This is a genomic window from Gemmatimonas sp., from assembly GCF_046594945.1.
Classification (GTDB): domain Bacteria; phylum Gemmatimonadota; class Gemmatimonadetes; order Gemmatimonadales; family Gemmatimonadaceae; genus Gemmatimonas.
Genome location: NZ_JBKJRB010000134.1, coordinates 1 through 5238 on the forward strand (window position 1 = coordinate 1; position 5238 = coordinate 5238).

The 5238-nt window shown below is 59.9% G+C and carries 1 protein-coding gene; it reads left to right on the top strand.

Features of this window, described 5'->3' with window-relative positions; translation table 11 throughout:
• Window positions 1–241: 241 nt before the first annotated feature.
• Window positions 242–5238, top strand: a 4997-nt coding sequence (locus tag ACLL97_RS16125) for a chemotaxis protein CheB (RefSeq protein ID WP_411281503.1), incomplete at its 3' end; no start/stop codon positions are given.

Genomic DNA, 5238 nt, shown 5'->3' on the forward strand with positions numbered 1-5238 from the left:
GCGCGAACAGGCGCGGTGCGAGCGCTGGCGATGAGCCTTAAATGGCCGTTGGCGGTAGCGAGGAGCGCTAGCGCATGGCGTCGCTATCGAGTTCATTCTCAAAAGCCGCCTACGTCACAAATTCGCGTTTGCCCTTCTACGGAGCACCTCACATGCGCACGATGGCAGCATCATCTCCATTGGGTGCGTTGGGTGGACGGCGATTCGTCCCGCCCGGCGACACCCAGCTTAAAACAGCCGCATGAAGAAAAGGTCCGTAGTGAAAGAGGCGGTCGTGGTTGCTCCCAAAGCAACACGAACTGGTCGTGCCGGCACGGCAAAAAAGTCTACGCCAGCGAAACAGCCTCTCAAGGCACGGTACCCGATCGTTGGGGTCGGCGCATCGGCCGGTGGACTCGAGGCTTTTCAGGAATTGTTGCGCGCGCTCCCCGTGGATACGGGCATGGGGTTTGTGCTCGTGCAGCATCTCGATCCGGTGCACGAAAGTGCGTTGACGCAGCTGCTGGCTCGCGCGAGCACGATGCCGGTGTTCGAGGTGACGCAGAATATGCCCGTCGAACCAAATACGGTGTACGTCATTCCGCCGAATGTGCAAATGGCGATTGTGGGCGGTGTGCTGAAGCTGACCCCGCGGAGCAAAGTACCCGGTGCCACGCGCTCGATCGATGTCTTTTTCGAAGCGCTGGCTCAGGATCAACGTGAGCGCTCCATTGGGGTGGTATTGTCGGGCACCGCCAGCGACGGCACGCTGGGCTTGGAGGCGATCAAGGCCGAAGGTGGACTCACGTTTGCGCAGGATGAATCGGCGAAGTACGACTCTATGCCGCGAAGTGCGATTGCGGCGGGATGCGTCGACTTTGTGATGTCGCCGCGGCAAATGGCGGCGGAACTCACGCGCATTGCGCAACATCCGTTTGTGCTGAACACCGTGAATGAGGGTCCCGTGCCTGCGTCCGCAGGTGGAGACTCCGCCGCCGGTGAAGGGGTGGGCACTAGTGGGAGCCGCCTCACGGCCACCGCGCCGGACATGCCGTCGGAAGCAGAGCGCGAGGCCGATCAACAGGAGAGCTCCAACGCGCCGTTGGCGTCGGGCGGTCATGGCACGCCCCGCACCGGATCGCGACAAGCAAAGCAGGAGGCCGCTGCCGGCACCGCAGCCGCACCAGGCACGTTCCAGGATGAATTCCGGAAAGTGCTCCTGCTGCTGCGCAACCACTCAGGCGTGGATTTTTCGCTGTATAAGTCGAGCACCATCCAGCGTCGTGTGGCGCGCCGACTCGTGCTCAGCAAGCACGAAACACTGGCCGGATACGCCGTTTTTCTGAAAGGCAATACGAAGGAGTTGGACGCCTTGTATTCCGATGTGCTCATCAGCGTGACCAGTTTCTTTCGCAATCCGGAAGCGTTTGATTCGCTCAAGCGCAAGGTGTTTCCGAAGTTGCTGAGCCAGCGGGTGCGCGACGAGCCGGTGCGGGTGTGGGTGTTGGGCTGCTCAACCGGTCAGGAAGCGTATTCGTTGGCCATGACGTTCGCCGAAGCGGCCGCCGATGACGGGCGCGGCGCACGTTTGCAGATTTTTGCAACTGACTTGAATGAGGCGCTGCTCGAAAAGGCGCGACACGGACTGTATACGAAGTCGCTCGCACAGGACGTTTCACCCGAGCGACTGCGGCGATTTTTTGTCGAGGAAGAAGGTGGCTACCGCGTTACCAAGGTACTGCGGGAACAGGTCGTGTTTGCCCGGCAGAATGTGATGAGCGATCCACCGTTTTCACGGATGGACCTCGTAAGCTGTCGCAACATGCTGATCTATCTGGAGCCGGAGCTGCAGAAGAAGATTTTCCCCGCCTTTCATTACGCGCTCAAACCCGGCGGCTTCCTGTTCCTCGGAGCCAGCGAGTCGATTGGGCAGTTTACGGAATTGTTTGCGTCAGCCGACAAAAAGCAGAAGATCTTTTCGAGGAAGGCCGCAATGACGCCGACCTTCCGTCTGCCATTGCCAACTCTTCGCGACACGGCGCCCGCGACGGCCCGGCGCACGCCGGAGCCACTGCCGCCTGATCACGCCCCGTTAGAGGGCTCTCGTGACGAATTCAACACGCAGCGCGGCGAGTTCAGCGCCCAACGGGAAGCCGACCGTGTGTCTGTCAGTCAGTTTGCGCCCCCTGGTGTGCTCATCAACGCCGAGGGGCAGGTGCTGCAATTTCGCGGCTCGACGGGCCCATATCTCGAACCACCAAAGGGGAAGGCCAGCTTTGATGTCCTGAAGATGGCGCGCGAAGGACTGATGATGCCGCTGCGGGCCGCTATCAACAAAGCCAAGCGCGAGCACAAGCCGGTGCGGAGAGACGACGTGCGCGTGCAACATGAACACGGGACGCGAGCGATCGCCCTCCAGGTTATTCCGCTCAGGAACGTGAAGGAGCCGTGCTTCCTGATTCTTTTCGAGGAAGCAGGAACATCGCTTGCGCGCACCGCGCAGGTGTCAGCACCACGAATTCCGGCAGACAAGCGCGGGGTGGCAGGCCGAGTGGCGGAACTGGAGCGCGAGCTAGCCGAGACTCGCGACTATATGCAGTCCATCCAGGAGCAGAACGAAGCAGCGCATGAAGAACTTCAGGCGTCCAGCGAAGAGGTGCAGAGCGCGAACGAAGAACTACAGAGTATCAACGAGGAGCTGGAAACGTCGAAGGAGGAGTTGGAGTCGACCAACGAAGAACTGACCACCATCAACGATGAAATGGTGAGTCGGAACGGTGAGTTGAATCGGCTCAACGCCGATCTGAATAATCTGCAGGTCGGCACCCACACGGCTATTCTGTTGTTGTCGCGTGAGCTGGTCATACGCCGCTTCACGCCGGCTGCGGCCAAGATCTTCAACCTCGTTGCCACGGATGTCGGGCGTGCCATTCGCACTATCCGGCACAATCTCGACCTGCCAACGCTCGAGCAACTACTGGCTGATGTGGTCGAGACGGTCAGACTCCACGAAGCGGAGGTGCAAGACAACGAGGGGTGTTGGTACAATCTGCGCGCGCGACCCTACCTCACCTTGGACAACAAGATTGACGGCGTGGTGCTGGTGTTGAGCGATATTGATACCATCAAACGCAGCGAGCGCGCGGTCGCGGACGAGCGCGACTACGCCGAGGCAATTTTGCGGACGGCCCCGGTGCCGTTGCTCGTACTGCGCGCGGACCTTCGCGTGAACACAGCCAATGAAGCGTTCTACGAGATGTTCCGGGTGGACCCAACCGCGACCGAAGGCTGCCTGGTGTACCAGATTGGTGGCGGGCAGTGGAACATCCCGAAACTGCGCACGTTGCTGGAAGAGATTATTCCGCGCGACAATGTGTTCAATGGCTTCGAAGTAACACACGAGTTCGTCGATATTGGTACCCGCACCATGTTGTTGAATGCCCGCAGGCTCGAAAGCGCTGATGGCGTGCCGGAACGCATCCTGCTGGCTATTGAAGACATCTCGACACGCAAGCTGGCTGAGGCGGCGGTGCGACAGAGCGGCGAATTATTCTTGGCCATGATCGAGCAAGCGCCGGTTGGCGTGTATATGCTGGATAGTGAACTGCGCTTGAAACACATGAATTCGCGCGCGCTGCCAACGTTCGCCACACTGCAACCAGTCATCGGTCGTGATTTCGTCGAGCTCATGCACGCCATGTGGCCCGCTCCGGTAGCCACGGAGATTCTGACCATCTTCCGTCACACGCTGGAGACCGGTGAGCCGTATATCGCCTCGAGTTTCACGCACGAACGCATTGATCGCCACGTCGAGGAAAGTTACGACTGGCAGGTGCGCGCCATTGTGCTCCCCGACGGGCAGCGCGGACTCGTGTGCTATTTCAACGATATCACCGAGCGCTTGCGGGTCGAACGCACGGTGCGGGAAAGCGAAGAGGGAATACGACTGGCCACGGAGGCCACGGCGGTGGGCATCTGGCAGTGGAATGTGCTCACAAACGAGGTCCGCTGGGATTCCCAGATGTTTCAGATCTACGGTATGCCGCCAACAGCCGATGGGCTCGTGCCATTCAGTGAGTGGTGCGACCGAATCGCGCCTGAAGACCTATCGACTCAGTTGGGGACGTGGCGCGAGATCGTGCGCACCAAAGGCAAGAGTCGTAGCGAGTTTCGGATCAGGCGTCCGTTTGACGGGTCCTACCGCGACATCCAAGCGGTGGAAACCGTGCGCACGAATCCTGCTGGCGAAACCGAGTGGCTGGTGGGCACGAATCTGGATGTCACGGAAGCGAGGGCGGCCCAGCTGCTGCTTCGCAGTCGCGAACGGGAGTTGCAGTCGTTGGCGGACAACACCCCGAACATGCTGTCGCGGCTCGACCGGCAGCACCGCCATCTCCTTGTGAATACCGCGGTGGAGCGTGCAACCGGGTTCTCCGCACGCGAAATGGTAGGGAAAACCCACCGCCAGCTGGGCATGCCGGCACAACTCTGCGCACTGTGGGAATCGGCGGTGCAGTCCGTCTTTAAAACGGGCGAAGATACGGTGATCGAGTTCACCTACGCCGGCGTCGATGGCGTGCGACAATACTCGACTCGTCTGGTACCAGAATCCGATGCCAACGGGGTACTGCAATCTGTTCTGGGCGTCACCGCCGACATCACTGATCAGATTCAGCTCGAGCAGTCGCTGCGGGCGGGGGATCGTCGAAAAGATGAGTTCCTGGCCACGCTCGCCCATGAATTACGCAACCCGCTGGCGCCGATTCAGAACGCGGTGGAAATACTGAAGCTGTCGCAAGTTGGTGAACCGACCGCAACCCTGTCGATCGACATCATGGATCGACAGGTCAACCAGATGGTGCGTTTGGTCGACGATCTGCTGGATATCTCCCGCATTACCAACGGTAAGCTGTTCTTGCAGCGCGAACGCGTGTCGTTGACGGTTATTCTCGACGCGGCCTTGGAGGCCACCGCAACATTGATGGGCCAGCGCGAACACAAACTGACCGTCGTTCCCGTCTCAACCACGATTTACGTGGACGGCGATCCGACGCGTCTGGTGCAGATCTTCACGAACTTGCTCACGAACGCCGCCAAGTATACCGAAACCGGCGGGAAGATCACGGTGACAATGGTGCGTGGCGGTTCCGATGTCGTGGTATCAGTCTCCGACTCCGGTGTCGGAATTCCGTCGCATATGGTGCGGAAGATTTTCGAGATGTTCAGCCAGGTCGATCGGACGCTGGAAAAGACCACCGG